The organism is Clostridium akagii DSM 12554, assembly GCF_000686725.1.
GTDB lineage: Bacteria > Bacillota > Clostridia > Clostridiales > Clostridiaceae > Clostridium_I > Clostridium_I akagii.
The window spans coordinates 60228-77706 of the sequence record NZ_KK366007.1; the positions used below are offsets into that span (position 1 = coordinate 60228).

A 17479-nucleotide genomic window follows, 5' to 3' on the forward strand; every position below is an offset into this window, starting at 1 on the left:
TAGACAAGGAGAATAAAAATATGAGTGATAAAAATAGAAAATCTAAATTTATTACAAAGGATATATTACATGAAGTTGTTATAGAATCTTTTAAGAAAATCAACCCCAAATATATGATAAAAAAACCAGTTATGTTTGTGGTTGAAGTTGGTTTCTTTATATCTTTAGTACTTACATTTTTTCCAGGATTGTTTGGAGATCAAGGCAAAAATTTGAGAGTTTATAATTTTATTGTAGCAGTAATATTGTTTATAACATTACTTTTTGCAAATTTCGCAGAGGCAGTAGCAGAAGGACGTGGCAAGGCACAAGCTGAAAGTTTAAAAAAGACGCGTAAAGATACTATAGCAAAGCTAATAGATAGCAATGGAAATGTTAAAACTATAAATGCAAATGAACTGAAAAAAAATGATATAGTAATAGTTGAAAATGGAGATATGATTCCCAATGATGGGGAAGTAATAGAAGGTATTGCCTCGGTTGATGAATCCGCTATAACTGGTGAATCAGCTCCAGTAATGAAGGAAAATGGTGGGGATTTTGCCTCTGTTACTGGGGGAACAAAAGTTGTAAGCGATTGGCTAAAAATTAAAATAACTGCTAAACCAGGAGAATCATTTTTAGATAAAATGATAGAGCTTGTAGAAGGTGCATCAAGGCAGAAGACACCAAATGAAATTGCACTTAATACTGTGCTTATTTGTTTAACACTTATATTTCTTATTGTTATAGTAGCACTTTATCCTATGGCTATTTATTCACATGTTAATATTCAAATATCTACGTTGATTGCATTGCTAGTATGTTTAATACCTACAACTATAGGTGGACTTTTATCTGCCATTGGCATTGCAGGTATGGACAGAGTTACTAGGTTTAACGTAATAGCTATGTCAGGAAAAGCTGTTGAAGCTTGTGGTGACGTGGATACAATGATTCTGGATAAAACTGGAACTATCACTTTTGGTAATAGACTTGCAGCAGAATTTATACCAGTTGGTAAATCAAAAATTATGGACCTTATAAATTATGCTGTAATGTGTTCAATAAAAGATGATACCCCAGAGGGAAAATCTATAGTTGAACTTGGCAAAAAGCTAGGAGCAACCATTAATCCAAGGGAATATGAAAATCTTGATTTTACTGAGTTTTCAGCACAAACAAGAATGAGTGGACTGGATTTAAGTGATGGAACTTTAGTTAGAAAGGGTTCAGATGATGCCATAAAAAATATGGTGAAAGAACTGGGCGGTATTATTCCTCAAGATTTAGAAGCGGCAGTGAATAAAATTGCAAAACTTGGAGGAACTCCTCTTGTAGTTTGTGTTGATAACAAAATATATGGTGTGATCTACCTTAAGGATACAGTAAAACCAGGACTTCCTGAGAGATTTGCAAGACTTCGACAAATTGGTATAAAAACAATAATGTGTACAGGTGATAATCCTTTAACTGCTGCAACTATAGCTAAAGAAGCCGGAGTTGATGGGTTCATAGCTGAATGTAAACCTGAAGACAAAATTGAAGCCATCAAAAAGGAACAAGCAGAAGGAAAGCTTGTAGCTATGACTGGTGATGGAACTAATGATGCTCCAGCTCTTGCACAGGCAGATGTGGGCATTGCAATGAATAGTGGAACAACTGCAGCTAAGGAAGCTGCTAATATGGTGGATTTAGATTCAGACCCAACAAAAATACTTGAAGTGGTAGAGATAGGTAAACAACTTCTTATAACTCGTGGTTCACTTACAACTTTCAGTATAGCCAATGATGTAGCTAAGTATTTTGCAATAATACCGGCTATGTTCACACTTGCTATACCACAGATGAATGTATTAAATATTATGGGACTTAAAAGCCCATCTAGTGCTATACTATCAGCTTTAATATTTAATGCAATAATAATACCAGCACTTATTCCAATAGCTATGAAAGGTGTAAAGTACAGACCAATGAAATCAGAAGCAATTCTTTTAAGAAATATGCTTGTATTTGGTCTTGGAGGTATAATATTACCATTCATTGGTATAAAAATAATCGATATGATAATAAGCCCATTATTAATGTTTTAATAGGAGGAGAGATACGTTATGAAGATTTTAAAAAAATCTATATTAATAACTATAGTATTTATGGTAATTTGTGGGCTCGCTTATCCTGCACTTATCACAGGTATAGGACAATTGTTTTTTCACAGTGAGGCTAATGGAAGTATGATTACAGCAGATGGTAAAGAAGTAGGTTCTGCACTTCTAGGTCAGAACTTTACCAGTGATAAATTTTTTCATGGAAGGGTTTCATCAGTGAATTATAACACGTATACAGAAGCAGATACAAAACCTGATAAGACAGGGAAAACAGCTTATAGTGGTGTTGGTTCAGGTTCACAAAATTTGGCTCCTTCTAATAAAGCTCTACAAGAAAGGGTTCAAAAAGATATACAAGATTTTTTAAAGTCACATCCCGGAGTCAAAAAAGAAGATATACCAACTGATTTACTTACAAGTTCGGCATCAGGGCTTGATCCTGATATTAGCCCTGCATCTGCAAAGATTCAAATACCAGCAGTTTCAAAAGCATCAGGAATAAGTGAAACAGATCTTCAGAAAATAGTCGACAAATATACAGAGGGAAGAACCTTCGGGGTATTTGGAGAGCCAAGAGTAAATGTACTTAAATCAAATATTGAAATTGCTTTACTTGTGAAGAATAAGTAAGGAGGTTTACAAAGTGAAAAAGTTAATCTATGTATTAGTCATCGTGATAACTATTGTTTTTTTAGTAGGATTGGAGAAAAATTCGTACACGGAAAATTCTTATAGGGGGAAATATGTATCACAAAATAATGTAATATTAGAACTTGATGAAAACAACAATTGTACAATAATAAATACTATATATAAAGATGATTTTTATTCATATGGAATATATGCTGTAAAGGATAATACTATAAAAATCACTATGAACAATAATGCAGATTATTATGGACGGACGCCTATAGAAGGAAAGGTTTATGGAAGCAAAATTGAGTTTACTGATAAAAATGTAGACCATACTTTTGTAAAGCAATAATGTAACAATTGGAAAGTATTATTCAAATTATTGAATAATACTTTCCTTGTTTGAGCAGGGCATAAAAAGTAGTCAGTCAGTAACATATTTGAGGTGATGTTTTCTTCCATATGTCTTAAAAATATTATAATGGTATAATATAATAAATAATAGAGAAATATCAAATAAACATACATAGAAGAGGTGATATGGTAATGTATACACCAAAAAACATAAAACCGAAGGTTAAAACATCTATTGGAGAAGTTTTTAAAGTGAGCATCATCATGACAATAGCTACAATTATTGATTTGATATTTTATCATATAGGTTTTAAAGAGGCTAATATTATTTTAATTTATATTTTGGGTGTAATTTTGGTATATATAAAAACAAGCGGATATTTAACAGGAACCATTTCATCAATAATATCAGTAATGCTTTTTAATTTTTTTTTCACAGAACCTAGATATTCTCTTCAAGTTTATGACAAAAGTTATTTGGTTACATTTCCTATAATGTTTATTGTTGCTATTACAATAGGAACACTTACTACTAAAATTCAAAGAGAAGCTTCTGCTACTTCTGAAAGAGAAAAACAAACACAAATTTTATATAAAGTAAGTAAAAAATTATTAAGTGCAATAGGAACCGATGAGGTTGTGTCTATAGGAATTAAGTACACGTCAAGGCTTTTAAACAGAACAGTAGTGTGTTATTTAGAAGAGGACAGCAAACTGAAAGCTCCATCTATCTATGATGCTGAAGAAAAAGACAAGGACACTATTATTTTAAGTAAGGATGAACAAGCAGTGGCATATTTGACGTTCTTGAATGGTAAAGAATCAGGAGCAGGAACTAATACTTTTTATAGAGCTCATGGTTATTATATGCCTATGAAAGGTCAAAAAAAATTATTGGGCGTTATTGGGATATCTTGCTTTGAAGGATTCCTGAAGCCAGAACAAAAATTCATTTTTGAAACAGTAACAAGTCAAATTGTTATAGCCTTAGACAGAGAAATTCTCTCAAAGGAACAGGAAGCCTATAAAATGGAGATTGAAAGTGAACGATTAAGGGGTAATCTATTAAGATCAATTTCGCATGATTTGAGAAGTCCTCTGGCTGGTATTAAGGGAGCTGTAGGCACAATTATTGAAAATGGAGAACTTATTTCCAAGGAGACAAAAAAGATTCTTCTTGAAGGCATTTATGGAGATACGGAATGGCTTATAAGATTAGTTGAAAATTTACTTAGTATGACTCGTTTTGATGAAGGGAAAATGAAAATAAATAAGAATTTAGAAGCAGTAGAGGAAGTTATTTCTGAGTCAATTCATATAAGTAATAAACAACATAATGAAAATAAAATCAAGGTAAATATGCCGAAAAATCTTATATTGCTCCCTATGGATGGAAGCTTAATTGAGCAGGTACTAATAAATTTAATTGATAATGCTATAAAATTCACTCCCAAGGAAGCTCTCATTGAAGTAAAGGTTTATGAAAAAGCCAAAAATGTGTTTTTTGAAGTAATTGATAATGGCACCGGTATTTCAGATGAAATATTACCCTATATTTTTGATCGATTTTTTACAAATGGAAGTAAAATATCAGATTCCAGACGTGGAGTAGGGCTTGGGCTTACTATTTGCAACTCCATAGTTGAGGCACATGGTGGCAAAATTGAAGCTTTTAATAATGAAGAACACGGTGCTACATTTAGGTTTTATATTCCAAAACAATAATGGGATAAATTAAAATATTGATTTAAAGGAGAAAATAAGGATGGACAACAAACCATATATTCTAGTAGTTGAAGATGATAAACATATTAGGAACTTTATTATAGCGGCATTATCAGCACAAGGATATAAGTGCATAGAAACTGATAATGGAATTGAAGCCATAGCGCTTTCTTTGTCACATAATCCAGATCTCATAATATTGGATCTTGGACTTCCGGATATTGACGGAATAGAGGTTATAGCTAAAATAAGGGAATGGTCAAAAACTCCTATAATAATTGTTTCTGCAAGAGAAAATGAAAGACAAAAAGTTGAAGCACTAGACAAGGGAGCGGATGACTATTTGACAAAACCATTTGGCATTGGAGAATTACTGGCAAGAATACGAGTAGCACTTAGACACTTTTTTATAAACGAAACTCAAGATAAAAGTATGGATACTTTTAAAGTTAAAAAGTTGTGCATTGATTTTATTAAGAGACAGGTAATAATAAATGATGAAAAAATACATTTGACACCAATAGAATATAAAATAATGGAACTGCTCTGTAAATATTCAGGAAAGGTATTAACCCACAATTTTATTATTAATGAAATTTGGGGGTCTGCAATTGGAAATGAAACTCAATCACTTAGAGTTTTTATGGCAGGGCTTAGAAGAAAGATAGAAAAGGACCCTGCTCAGCCAGAGTATATTTATACAGAAGTTGGGGTGGGGTATAAATTAGTAGATGAGTAGCAAATTTGAAATTTCGTAATAAAGCTTTTTATTGGAAATTGAAATAAAATTAGTGAAGATTACAAATTAAATTTTTCTGAATTGATATGCTTATGTTTTAGTGCATAATGCGTTATAATTGAATAATAACACATTATATTGCAAATGAGATATAAAAAGAAAGTGAGACTTTTATCATGATGAGAATAATATCTAATATAGCAGATAGCTACGGCATACATAGTCTTCATAAAGAGTACAGTAAAACTGATCAGTTTAATTACGTAGAGGAGGAGGTATGTAAACTTAACAGTGACTTCTTAAAATTTTATAATAAGCCAATTGTGCCCAAAATATATTGTGATAAAGGTAGAATTGATAAAAGTTATGAGATAGGAAAAATAAAATTTTTAAGTGAAGTGGAAAATGGGGAGAGTAATAAATATTCTATATTTCATTATAGAAAAAAAATAATTACAGATAATAATGTAAATGTTATTTTTATACATGGTTGGAGGGCAGATAATTTAAACCGATTAAGTAAAGTGTTTTTAGATAGTTTTATTAAAAGAAATTATAATATTTATAATTATGTGCTACCATTTCATATGGAAAGATCAACTAATACATCGCTATATAGTGGTGAATATTTTTCAAGTGCAAATGTAAGCAGAACTTTAAAGTCTGTTCAGCAATCGGTTAGCGATATTAGAGCTTTAATAAGTTTTATTAAAGCTAAAAAAAAAGGAAAAATTATTATTATTGGTTTGAGTTTGGGTGGAATAATTTCCAACTTACTCAGCGAAGTTGAAGAAAATATTGATGTGTTAATATCATTGTTTTACGCTAATGATCTATCATTTACAATGTTTGAAACAGAAGTTGGTAAGTACATTAAAAAAGATTTTTTGAAAAATAATTTTACTTATGATTTATTAAAGAAAAGTTGGAATGTTATAAACCCTAGTCTGAAAAAACCAATAATAGATATTAATAAAATACTTCTTGTATCAGGAAGATACGATAAATATGTTATTAATAAGGATACAGATGTATTATGGGAAAATTGGGAGAAACCTCAAAGATATATGTATAGTTGTGGTCATTCTGGAATTGTACTTTCAAAAAATAAGGTTAAAAAAGATGTTTTGAAATTTATAGATAAGAGAGTGCACTAATATGGTAATTGTATGGATATTATTATGGACATTAGCTTTTATTATCATCATAAAAGCTAATAGAACGGAATCAACTGTATGGATGTCAGCAATATTTTTTTTAACCGGGTTGGGAGCATTTTCTGTAGTTTTACAAGAAAGAATTATGAAATTTTGTATAACCATAGTAAGCATTAGTCATGAAACTATAAACGTAATGTATTCTATAAATGCTATTCTGGTGGCAATTGTAAATAATATGGTGCCATATTTCATACTGCTTTACGGATTATCTAATACAAATATAATTCATAAAGACAAAAAGAAAATAATATATTGTATACTATTTATACCTTCAATTCTAAATTTTATATTCTTACCAATAAAGAGCAACTATTCAAAAACACCAGAAGAATTGGTGACATATTTTAGGGAGTTAGCAACATGGACCGTACCATATATGTTAGCAGGAATTTTCTTTTTAGTATATTCTTTTTTTAAAGAGAAGTCTTTTGTTATGAAAAAATATAGGCTATTTAATATTATTATTATGATTCCTTGTATTAGCTATATAATTTTAGGTAATGTTATTTTTAGAGCTATAGGGTTAGACAATAGTTGGGAATATTGGATTATATTAATTCCAATTGGATTTACGGGAGTTTTATATATTGCATTTAAATATGGAATATTCGGTATTAGTTTGAAGTTTGATAGATATAAGTTCGCATTTGAAAATATAATTGAGTTTGCATCAGACTCAATTATTATTTTGGATAAAGATCTTAATATTATAGAATACAACGAAAAATTTATAAATAATTTTTTAATAGACAATAAAAAATATAAGAATTTCAATGAAATGATAAGTTCTAGCAAAATATATGAATATAAAGATAGTTTACTGAATTCAATAAGTGAATCAGAAAACAATAATATTAAAGCAATTGAAATATTAATAAATAATAATGGTGAAATCAAATATTTTAGTGAAATTAAATATTTTGAAGTACATGTCAATCCAGTAATATTAAATTGTGAATTTCTTGGCACCGTACTTGTGTTTAAAGATATTACTGTTTATAAAAAAAATATTGAACTTATTAAACAGAATCAAATTGAATTAATTGAGAAAGAAAGACTTTTATCTTTAAATCAATTGATAGGTGGAATAGCTCACAATCTGAAAACACCTTTAATGAGTTCAGCAGGGGGCATACAGGTAATCAAGAGGAATACAGGAAAAATTTACAAATATATACAAAAAAATTGTAGCGACGCTACTGACATAACAATATCATTAGATGAAATTAATGATTGGCAACAGAACATAACAGAATATCTAATATATATGTCTAATATAATAGATGTAGTAAAAGGTCAAGTAACAGAATATAGTAAAACATCCGAAGTCTATTTTTCAATAAAAGAACTTGATGAGAAAATCACATTACTAATGGCATTTGAAATTAAAAAAAGCAAGTGTGTATATGTAAAGGAAATAAATATTAATCCTATGCAAAAAATTAATGGTGATGTTAATTCTCTTTTACAAGTTTTAAATAATCTTATAACTAATGCTATTGAGTCTAGTGAAAATCACAATATAGTAACTTTTGGTGTTGATAAAATAGATAGTAATATCATTTTCTTTGTAAGAAATACAGGACCTAAAATTCCCGAGGAAATCCAAGAAAGAATATTCACTAGAATGGTTACTACAAAAGGTAAAAATGGAAATGGGCTTGGGTTGTATATATCAAAATTAATAATTAAGGTTAGGTTTAATGCCGAAATATACTTTGACACAAATGATAAAGAAACGACTTTTTTTGTAAAAATACCGATAATAGGGGAGGAGTAATATAATGATACACAGTGGAATAAAGATAATTATTATTGATGATGATTCTGGGATAGTTGATGCAATAAAAAGTTTTTTGGGTGATAAATATTATGTTGAAGGTTTTACCAGTTCTAAGGAAGGACTTAAAAAATTAAAAAATGAAAAATTTGATATATTATTATTAGATTACTATATAGATGAGTTTACTGCGAAAGACGTAATAGATGAAATAAGAAAATATGATAATGATTTATATATAATACTTTTTACTGGATATGGGGAAGAAATTACTGGAATTCAGTCGCTAGAAAATTTAAGAATACAAAATTATTATGAAAAAAATGCTGATTTTGAAAAACTAATAATATTTATAGAAGGCATAATTAAATCATTAGAATTTTTCAATAACAAAAAAAACACAATCTCTGAAAGACTGAAAATATTGAGGAAAAATAATAATTTAACTCAAGATGATATATCCAAATATTTAGATATACATAGAACAACTGTAACACAATATGAATCTGGTGAAACAATTCCACCTACTCTAAACATTATAAAATTAGCTAAATTATATAATGTTACAACTGATTATATTCTTTGTTATGAACTTAATGTAGAAAAAAATCATATTAGAATTGAAAAACAATAGAGTATAGAATTAATACTTAAAATAACATATGATTTTTATGATATTTTAAGTGAGTTTAAATAACTATAATATAAAGTGGAACAAATGAAAATTTAGAACTGGTATATAGTAGAGAAAGAAAAGTCTCAGGTTGGAAACTAGATGAGAACGTACATAGATTTGCGTAAATCAAATCTATATACGTTATTTTTATGTATATGTAGCTGGGAATAATGGTAATAATAACATTAAAAAATTTTTTAGTAGCATCTCTTATAAAAAATTGAATAGTACTAAACTTCATCATATCTACCTCTTTCCTCATCCCTTGACAATGCTCCATTCTCTATAGCTATAACCCTTTTTTTCATATTATTAACTATATTTTTGGCATGAGTTGCCATAAGAACAGTTGTACCTGCGCTATTAACATCAGCTAAAATTGACATTATCTCATGAGCTGTTTCGGGATCTAAGTTTCCAGTAGGCTCGTCGGCTATTAGAATAATTGGATTATTAATTATTGCCCTTGCTATTGCAACTCTTTGTTGTTCTCCTCCAGAAAGCTGATTGGGAAAAGCTTTGTGTTTATCTTCCAAACCAACCATAGCTAAAACTAGTGGAACTCTTTTTCTTATTTCCTTACGACCTGCCTCAACAATTCTCATTGCAAATGCTACGTTTTCATACACGTTCAAAGTAGGTATCAATCGAAAATCTTGAAATATCATTCCTATTTTTCTTCTATAATATGGAATCTGTTTCCTTGTAATAGTAGCTAAATCCTTATCATTAACTATTAGACTACCTGAGGTAGCATCTACTTCCTTGATTAACAACTTAATAAACGTTGACTTACCAGCGCCACTTGGTCCAACAAGGAAGACAAATTCACCCTTTTCTATTTGTATATTGATGTTTGAAAGCGCTAGAACATCATTATCATATACTTTACTAACACTCTTAAATGCAATCATGCTTTTCCCTCGACAATTCTTAAAATTTTTTATAAATGATATAATATGTTAAATGGTATATTTATAACTAGTTGGGATTATTTAATAAACATTGTCTCCTTTATTGTCCAAAATTTTTCATTACGATTGACATGCTAGTTAAACTAACTTATTATAATAATATGTTAGTTTAACTAGCATGTCAATTATTTTATAAAAAAATCAATCATGGTTCAGCAAAATACATTTTTATATGGACAACTATAGCTTATTAAATTGAAGTATAACAGGGTAAATATAAAAATCATTAGAGCGGTTGGAAAAGTCTAGATTCAAACCACTGCGAACCAAACAAATCAAAACAGATTAAAGAAATTCAATGATATATTTCATAACAAATTAATATTGATTTTATGAATCAGGAGCATAAAGTTAACAGACGCTAGTTATGGGATGAAAAAGGAGATAATAAAGTGAAAACAAAAACTAATATAAATACAGTGGAATTAATATTAAACAAAAAATATTTAATTAAACCATTAATGACAAGAGTGGATATAAAAAATTCTAATTTAATAGAAATAATGGATGAAAAAAGTAAAATTAATTTAGAAGAAAATTTGCCATATCCTTTATACATAAAACATGTTATAGATGGTGAAGAAGTAACCTGTAGATTAGATATTATTAAAGAAAGATTAAATGGTATTTATATTACGGTGAATCAGGAAAAGAGGTCAGAAGATCATCATGATGATGATAAAGAAAATTATGGATGGGTTGGCAATATACAAATTCCACAAATAGAAGGTATAAATGAAGCAGAGCATAAAAAAGTACAAGAATTATGCAAGATATATGGTAAGTTTCCAAGTGAAGATAACTTGACTCAAAGTATTAAAAGTTTACAAGGCAAAATAAAAAAAACAAGTGATAAAATAAATATTCTTAATCAAGAGAAAATAAATTTAGAGGAAGTGAAAAATGCTTCTAAGGCTCTTAATGAGATATACATAAAATATGAATTATCTGGATTTGATGAAGATATATTAAATGAAAACATAGATAAAATAGCTAAATATGAAAAAACTAAGGAAATATTAAAAACAACAGATATCGAAGATGAAACGGAATTAGGAGAAAAAATTGAAAGCAGTAAGAATAATATAGAAAAACTTGAACAAATCATAACTAAACTTAATATGGAGAGCAATCAGATTTCTGATTCTTATAGCTCTTATCAAAAATATAAAGATATTGGTATAAGAAAATTAGATCAACTAAAAAAAGAATACATTTGTAATTTTAAAGCTATGGATGAATTAAAAAATATTTATTTATATGATAATGATAAAACTACACACTTCTTCTGTAAAGAAAAAGCAAAAGTAATAGATTTAAATATAGAAAATATAGATAAGAAAATTAATGCAATCGGTGTAATTGATGAGAGTGAAAATGATGATAAAATAGAGTATTTAAGAGAAAAATTAAGAAATAAGGAAAGATACATTGAAAAAAAACATCCACTAAATGACAGTGATAAAGAAAAAAAAATAAATGAAATCACTAAAAGTGCTATGGAAGATATAAATTCAAGTATGTATAGCTATTTAAATGCTATAAGTGAATTATATAACATAGAGATTAGAATAACGGAAATTAAAAAAGAAATAAAGTTACAGAAAGATTTATTTGAATTACAAAGAGAAGTAAAGATTTTAGAAGGTACTAAAGGAAAGCTAGAAATACTAGATAAATATAGAACTATAATAGCTACAAGGGATAAACATAAAGACAATGAGCTATTTAAAAATTCCTATGAGAAAAAATATGAAAAAGAAATAAAAGAGTATAATCAAGTTAAAAGTGATTTAGCATCAATAAAAATAAGTAATTGGGATGATTATAATGAAGCTAAAAGTGTATATGATAATAAAGAGAAAGTGTTACTAAAATCTAAAAATATATCAGATGTGGAAAGTTTAGATGCTAAAAAGCAATTTGAAAAGATTTTTAAGTATAAAAACAAACGAGATGAGATTATTAGCAAGAATAGTAACTTGCTACACATTGATATAGATGAAAATTCTCATTTGGATGATAAAGCTGAAAAAATTGTATTTAACGAGGAGATATTAAAGAAAAAAGAAAATAATATAAATAAAAAAGAAGAAACCAAAAAAACTTTAAAAATAGCAGAGAATAGTAATAAAACGAAACAAGAAAAAGTAATTAAAGATACTATGAGTAATGCAGCAAACCCTGAACAAGCTAAAGATAATTATAATGTAGCAGGCAATTCTCGTAGTGATATTTTGGAAAGTAAGAATAAAACTCCAAAGAAGACATTACAACAACTCAAAACGGAACTTCTTTGTAATCTTAAAGCTAAGAATGAATTAAATACTATTATTGAACAAAATGGTAATAAGGAAATCAAGAATTTTTGTGAAGGAAAAGTGGCCCAAATAGATATCACTATAAAAAATTTAGATAATGAAATTAGTACATTTGCTGTGTTAGATAAAAGTGATATTGACGATAAAATAAAATATATGGTTTACATGTCAAAATTATACAATGACGTGGATAAAAAAAGGAATTTGGGACTATATAATTCATTAAAGGAAAACGAAGTGATGGAGATTACTAAAAATGCTATGGCAGATATGGAGCATAATATAGCCAATTCGTTTATGGATATAAACGAATTGTATAATATTGAAAATAAAAGGGCTGAAGTTCAAAGAGGAATAGATATAAACCAACAAATAATTGAATTAGAGGATGAGGGAAAGCGCCTAGAAGTTGCTAAGGTGAAATTAGACATAGTACGGAAATACAATATTTTTGGAGTGTCAATTTTGAACAACTCGTTCTATAAAACTACAAATAACAGTGTAGCCAAATCACAAATTGAAGAATATAAGCTGGCACAAAAATATCTAGATGAAATGGAAATAAGCAATAAGAGAGATTATAAAGAAGCTAAAGACATGTGGGATACTAAGAAGAAGAGAATGTTCGGACATAAAAATATAACAAAAGCTACAAGTTTAGACAATAATAAAGAACTCAAAAAAATAGAGAATTATAAAAGCAAACAAAATGAGATTATTAACAAATATAGAACAACATAAGGGCGAAAAAAAAAACGATATAATGAGCTATAATGTTTAATATTAAATAAAGAATGGGAGCATCCATGATTTGTGTAAATAAAATCTATGGATGCTTATTTTTACATGAAAGATAAGTTAGCGGTATTATTTAGCAATTTTCAGAAGCAGAAATGGAAGCGGATCTTGAAAGAGAGACATGAAAGGCAAGATGATTATTTGTTGGAAGAAAGAGAATGCATAAAATTATTTACACTCCCTCTCAATATGTTTAAAATCCTTATGTATCATTTATAAATTTTAAACGTGCTTTTCCCGCAATTTTATGCATAATTAAATTCAATTACATATTTATGATAAAAGGTATTCAGCAATTACTTGTTGTCATTAGTTGTAAATATTGTTGATAAGAAATGTGACTTGCCCTTCTTTTTCTCTAGTTCGTGTTCTCCACAATAAGTTTGAAACATTACAGTATAATACTTTTTAATTTCAGCAATTATTTTTTTCTCCATAGATATATCCATTTCATTTAACTTCTCAAATTCTGATTTTATATTATCTTCTAGTGAAAGCTTTTCAGTTATTAATTTATCTATCTTTGTTGAAATTTCATTGCTTAAAGATCCATCAGTATTATTCTGTCCATCAAATTTAGAACTAATTTCATTTAATATATCTTCTTTAAGTAACTTAAATTGTTTCTTATGCTCCTCTTCCATTAGATTTACAATGTTTTGAGAAATCAATTCATTATTTGCCTCAATTTTATTACCTAAATACTCTTTTAGATTATCAAATTGTTCACTTTGCGATTTTGAAATTGTTTCGGCCATTTCATTAACAGATATTGTAGTATCATCTTTTGGAGCTAATAGGCTCCCGCTATCAAAGGATAATCCGTCACAATATTTTTGAATTTCTTTAATAGTTAGTCCTTTATTTTTTAAATTAATTAAGAATTCAAGCTTATCTATGTTTTTGTCTGTATATATTAATTTTTTATCTGATATTTTTATATTTAAAATATCATCAAAAACATGAGTAAAATATAATATATTACTTTCTTCTTGTTCTAACAAAGTAGCTACTTGGGTAATTGTGTAATATAATATTTCGCCACGTTTCTTGACATTTATAATATCCTCCTGTTCAAGTTTCATATTATTATCTTCAATATTCATAATGTTTTAAATCCCCTTTATTATCTTTTAAATTAAATATAATGATTTAACTCAAAATATTTTTTGTAAAATAATTGACATGCTAGTTAAACTAACATATGATAATAATAAGTTAGTTTAACTAGCATGTCAATTATAATAAAAGATTCCAGGCTATAAATGAGCGAAAATACTTGAATAATTTTCCGAAGATAAAAAATACATCTATGAAAACTCTTTTTATAATTGAGTTACTACCTAAAAACATAGCTAAGGAGATAAACATAAATGTTTAATAGTTAAATCTTAGCAAAATTATCACCTTCCAGTATTGGAATTAAAACTGTAAGGAATTAGGCTAAAAACAACTAATATCTTTGATATTTAATCAAGAAAGTTCATTCGAATTTAGCTGGTAAAATGTGTTATCAAATTGGCTTATTTATTGAGAAGTATATAAAAATGGAGGCTTGAGTCAATTATGGAAAAAAGTAAAATGTTATTAGTTGGATTAGGACAAGGCGCAGGAAATATTGTAGATGGATTATTGAGTAAAAACAGCTCTTACAATGGGTTATTTTTTAATAGTAGCTCATTAGATATTAAACCATTAAAGAACGCAAATATAGGTAAAAATGTTTATTTATATCCAGGTACTGATGGTTCAGGGAGAGATAGAAAAAGATCAAAAGAAATGATAAAAGATAATGCAAATGCAATAGGAACTTTATTAAAAAAATATTCTCAAACAGAAGTTATGGTTATATTTACAAGCTTTGCAGGCGGAACAGGCTCTGGAGCAATAAAAACATTCATCCAAATAGCTACTTCTGCTATCCCAACTACAAAAATTAATATAGTAGGAATTTTACCAAGTTTATCTGAAGATCAATTGGCGTTCAAAAACACTTTAGAATGTTGGAATGATATCAATAGCATAATGGATTTAACTAACGATATTAAGTTTGTAGATAACAATAAAAGAAATGCATACTCAGAAATAAATAAAGAGGTAGTTGAAAGTTTAGATTTAGCATATAACTTGATGGGTGTTCATGGGGATGGAAATATTGATAAAAAAGATTCGTTTAGAATAAATACAGCCGATGGAGTTGGAATTGTTTTAAAACTTTATGAGGGATTAAAAGATGCGAGAACAGCTATTGATTTTTCTATAAAGAACAGTGTATTTGCACAACCAGATATATACGATTGTGATTATTTAGGTGTGAATTTAAAAGTAGATAGTTATGATTCAAATGAAATTGCTAAATGCTTTGAAGTTTATAAGAGTACATATACAACTTATAATAATTCATTTAATGTGGTTGTTCTTGGCGGCTGTGAAACTCCCACTGAATCAATCAAATTGATAAAATTGGCATTAGATGATAGGTCTAAAAGAGAACACTCAAGAGGTAAAATAAGAAGTGTCATAATAGATTTTGATGATGATAGTGATGATTTGGAAGCAAACGAAACATTAGAGTTTTCTTTTGAATAATAAGATAATAAATTGATACTGCGCAAATGTATTATCTGAGACAGACAAGTTAGAAACAATTTCAATAGAACTAATACTAACAATAAAAAAGAATTTTATGGGAACATGCATAGATTTTATTTAGATACGTAGAAGATAATCATCACAGGTACGGGAGTGTAATTAATTCTCTACGTTATCTTTAATACTTATTATATTACTTATATTAGAGGAGGTTTTTATAATGTCTGAAAGAAACGCACTATTATCCGCATGTCAAAAACTAGGCAACTCACTTATGACACCTATTGCTGTTTTGCCTGCTGCGGGGTTACTTTTAAGATTTGGTAAGCCAGACATGCTAAATATTCTATGGATGGTTGCTGCGGGAAATGCACTTTTTGATAATTTATCACTGCTATTTGCAGTAGGAATTGCAGTAGGTTTTGCAGATGAAAATAATGGTGTAGCAGGACTTGCAGCTGTTGTTGGATATTTGATTTTCAACAATGTAGCTTTAGCATTTGATACAACAATAAATATGGGTGTACTCGGTGGTATCATAATTGGTATTATGGCGGGTAATCTCTACAACAGGTATAAAAGTGTCCACTTGCCGGATTTTTTTGGTTTCTTTGGAGGCAAAAGATTTGTACCTATAGTTACTTCAGCTTGTTCTGTGATACTTGGAGTAATATCCGGACTATTTTGGCCACTAATCCAAACTGCCACAAATAATTTTGGTAATTTTATTGCCAATGCAGGTGTTGTTGGTGCTTTCATTTATGGGTTTTTAAATAGATTACTTATTCCACTTGGACTTCATCACGTTCTTAACACTTTGATATGGTTTCAATTTGGAACATTTAAGGATGTATCTGGAAAAATAGTAAACGGAGATTTACACAGATTCTTTTCACTGGATAAAACTGCGGGAACTTATATGACAGGATTTTTCCCTATTATGATGTTTGCACTTCCTGCTGCATGTATTGCTATGATTGCAGCTGCTAAGAAAGAAAATCGCAAAAAGGTTACAGGAATGCTTCTTGGTATAGCATTTACTGCTTTTCTAACAGGAGTAACTGAACCAATTGAATTTACATTTATCTTTTTAGCACCAGTTTTATATATTATACATGCTTTATTAACTGGAGTATCCATGGCATTATGCGCCGCACTTGGGATTAAAGATGGTTTTACATTTTCAGCTGGAGCCATAGATTATGCGATGAATTTTAAAATAGCAACAAAGCCTGTGTTATTACTATTAATAGGAGTAGTATATGCTTTCATCTATTATTTACTATTCTATTTTTCAATAATTAAATTTAATTTACCTACCCCAGGAAGAACTGATGATTTTAATGATAATGAATCATCAAGTATGATGTTAGGGAACAAAGAACCAGTAATTTCAGGTAATTCTGAGATTAAACAAAAATAAAACTTACAGTAAAAGATGGATATAAAATCGATAGTACGGTTGTAAAAAAATAGGTGCAGGCGGAGTTATGAGCTATTTAAAAACAGGTGCTGAAAATTGGCACCTGTTTTATTTTTTTACACCACTGTACAAGCAATTTATAATTAACACCAAATAC

11 protein-coding genes and 2 pseudogenes are annotated in these 17479 nt (G+C 28.6%); 11 read left to right on the forward strand and 2 right to left on the reverse strand.

Annotated elements, in window-relative coordinates; translation table 11 throughout:
* The first annotated feature begins 20 nt into the window (after positions 1-20).
* The 8 genes and pseudogenes from kdpB (at position 21) to BR66_RS0115910 (ending at position 9172) form a co-directional block, all read left to right on the forward strand.
* Entirely contained in the window at positions 21-2072 is a 2052-nt protein-coding gene (kdpB, locus tag BR66_RS0115875; RefSeq protein ID WP_026883771.1) for a potassium-transporting ATPase subunit KdpB, read from the forward strand.
* Between the two features lie 18 nt (positions 2073-2090).
* Positions 2091-2717: a K(+)-transporting ATPase subunit C gene (locus BR66_RS0115880; protein ID WP_026883772.1), complete on the forward strand. Its 627-nt coding sequence runs from the start codon at positions 2091-2093 to the stop codon at positions 2715-2717.
* 13 nt (positions 2718-2730) lie between these two features.
* Positions 2731-3072 carry a hypothetical protein gene (locus tag BR66_RS0115885; protein WP_026883773.1) on the forward strand — a complete coding sequence of 114 codons (342 nt, stop codon included), beginning with the start codon at positions 2731-2733 and terminating at the stop codon, positions 3070-3072.
* Positions 3073-3299: 227 nt separating this feature from the next.
* Positions 3300-4799, forward strand: a pseudogene (locus BR66_RS24100) (ATP-binding protein); the annotation flags it as partial.
* Positions 4800-4839: 40 nt separating this feature from the next.
* Complete coding sequence (locus tag BR66_RS0115895; RefSeq protein WP_026883774.1) at positions 4840-5538, forward strand: response regulator; 699 nt, start codon at positions 4840-4842, stop codon at positions 5536-5538.
* 176 nt (positions 5539-5714) lie between these two features.
* A complete protein-coding gene (locus BR66_RS0115900) occupies positions 5715-6695 on the forward strand; it encodes an alpha/beta hydrolase (RefSeq protein WP_242841172.1) in 981 nt (326 codons plus the stop codon).
* 1 nt (position 6696) lies between these two features.
* Positions 6697-8538 carry an ATP-binding protein gene (locus BR66_RS0115905; protein ID WP_026883776.1) on the forward strand — a complete coding sequence of 614 codons (1842 nt, stop codon included), beginning with the start codon at positions 6697-6699 and terminating at the stop codon, positions 8536-8538.
* A gap of 4 nt (positions 8539-8542) precedes the next feature.
* Positions 8543-9172, forward strand: coding sequence for a helix-turn-helix domain-containing protein (locus BR66_RS0115910; protein ID WP_035796459.1), 630 nt, complete (start codon positions 8543-8545; stop codon positions 9170-9172).
* 272 nt (positions 9173-9444) lie between these two features.
* Here BR66_RS0115910 and ftsE read toward each other — a convergent pair whose 3' ends face one another.
* Positions 9445-10128, reverse strand: a complete 684-nt coding sequence (gene ftsE / locus BR66_RS0115920) for a cell division ATP-binding protein FtsE (protein WP_026883779.1) — start codon at positions 10126-10128, stop codon at positions 9445-9447.
* A 452-nt stretch (positions 10129-10580) separates the two neighbouring features.
* Here ftsE and BR66_RS0115925 point away from each other — a divergent pair, with 452 nt between their 5' ends.
* The gene (locus BR66_RS0115925) at positions 10581-13250 is read left to right on the forward strand and encodes a V-type ATP synthase subunit I domain-containing protein (RefSeq protein ID WP_026883780.1); all 2670 of its coding nucleotides are present in this window, start codon (positions 10581-10583) and stop codon (positions 13248-13250) included.
* 353 nt (positions 13251-13603) lie between these two features.
* Here the strand turns inward: BR66_RS0115925 and BR66_RS0115935 are convergent, their stop codons facing one another.
* Entirely contained in the window at positions 13604-14413 is an 810-nt protein-coding gene (locus BR66_RS0115935; protein WP_026883781.1) for a MerR family transcriptional regulator, read from the reverse strand.
* A 460-nt stretch (positions 14414-14873) separates the two neighbouring features.
* Here BR66_RS0115935 and BR66_RS0115940 point away from each other — a divergent pair, with 460 nt between their 5' ends.
* Positions 14874-15896 carry an FtsZ/tubulin family protein gene (locus BR66_RS0115940; protein ID WP_026883782.1) on the forward strand — a complete coding sequence of 341 codons (1023 nt, stop codon included), beginning with the start codon at positions 14874-14876 and terminating at the stop codon, positions 15894-15896.
* A gap of 223 nt (positions 15897-16119) precedes the next feature.
* A pseudogene (locus BR66_RS24105) lies at positions 16120-17319 on the forward strand (PTS transporter subunit EIIC); the annotation flags it as partial.
* Positions 17320-17479: the final 160 nt, after the last annotated feature.

What these genes read in the sequence shown, in the direction of transcription:
- kdpB (WP_026883771.1), top strand. Translation starts at nt 21, where the DNA reads ATGAGTGATAAAAATAGAAAATCTAAATTTATTACAAAGGATATATTA.
- BR66_RS0115880 (WP_026883772.1), top strand. Translation starts at nt 2,091, where the DNA reads ATGAAGATTTTAAAAAAATCTATATTAATAACTATAGTATTTATGGTA.
- BR66_RS0115895 (WP_026883774.1), top strand. Translation starts at nt 4,840, where the DNA reads ATGGACAACAAACCATATATTCTAGTAGTTGAAGATGATAAACATATT.
- BR66_RS0115900 (WP_242841172.1), top strand. Translation starts at nt 5,715, where the DNA reads ATGATGAGAATAATATCTAATATAGCAGATAGCTACGGCATACATAGT.
- BR66_RS0115905 (WP_026883776.1), top strand. Translation starts at nt 6,697, where the DNA reads ATGGTAATTGTATGGATATTATTATGGACATTAGCTTTTATTATCATC.
- BR66_RS0115910 (WP_035796459.1), top strand. Translation starts at nt 8,543, where the DNA reads ATGATACACAGTGGAATAAAGATAATTATTATTGATGATGATTCTGGG.
- ftsE (WP_026883779.1), bottom strand. Translation starts at nt 10,128, where the DNA reads ATGATTGCATTTAAGAGTGTTAGTAAAGTATATGATAATGATGTTCTA.
- BR66_RS0115935 (WP_026883781.1), bottom strand. Translation starts at nt 14,413, where the DNA reads ATGAATATTGAAGATAATAATATGAAACTTGAACAGGAGGATATTATA.
- BR66_RS0115940 (WP_026883782.1), top strand. Translation starts at nt 14,874, where the DNA reads ATGGAAAAAAGTAAAATGTTATTAGTTGGATTAGGACAAGGCGCAGGA.